Origin of the sequence: Capnocytophaga sp. oral taxon 863 str. F0517 (assembly GCF_000466425.1) — a bacterium.
GTDB lineage: Bacteria > Bacteroidota > Bacteroidia > Flavobacteriales > Flavobacteriaceae > Capnocytophaga.
Genome location: NZ_KE992160.1, coordinates 605 through 1,319 on the forward strand (window position 1 = coordinate 605; position 715 = coordinate 1,319).

Below are 715 nucleotides of genomic sequence, written 5' to 3' on the forward strand. Positions count from 1 at the left end.
TTCTGGCAGGAGCATCTGTTGGTATTTGGATCTTACCGGTTTGAGCATCTACGCTTACACCAGTGAGGCCACCGTCGTTGTCAATGCTGATCATTACCTTATCCTTGGTGGCAGGGTCTCCATTGAGTCGGTCGTTGGAGAGGATATCCACCTTATCGCCTGGGCGAACAGGGGTATCCGGATCGTCATTGGCTTGGATGGTAGGGGTAGCAGCCGGATCGTCGGTTACTTTGAGCTTGATCTTAGCCATAGCACAAGGGCTATTGTTTACTTTCTCACAGATCTTATAAGTCACTTCATACTCACCAGGGGTAGCGTTGTCCGGTATTTTGATTTTACCGGTGGCAGTATCTATATCTACACCAGTAAGGCCGCCATCGCTATCAATGGTTACAATTACATTATCTTTAGTAGCAGGGTCACCTCCTAAGCGGTCGTTGGAAAGGACATCAGCGGTACCTCCCTTGGTCACTTGGGTGAGAGGGTCGTTATTGGCAGTGATGGTCACGCCGCTATCTCCACTTATGGTAATCTTCACCTTAGCGGTATCACAAGGTGCAGAAGCTCCTTTGAGACAGATTCTATAAGTCACCTCATAGCTACCAACAGCGGCATGGGCAGGTACTTTAAGCTTGCCAGTGGCTGAATCTACCGTAAGGCCTGTGAGGTTTCCATGGTTCACAATAGAGATATCTACATTGTCCTTAGTGGCTGG

Annotated in this window: 1 pseudogene; it reads right to left on the bottom strand. The window is 48.7% G+C overall.

Annotated features, from left to right (window positions below):
* Nucleotides 1–715 (bottom strand): annotated as a pseudogene (locus tag HMPREF1551_RS13995) (hypothetical protein); the annotation flags it as partial.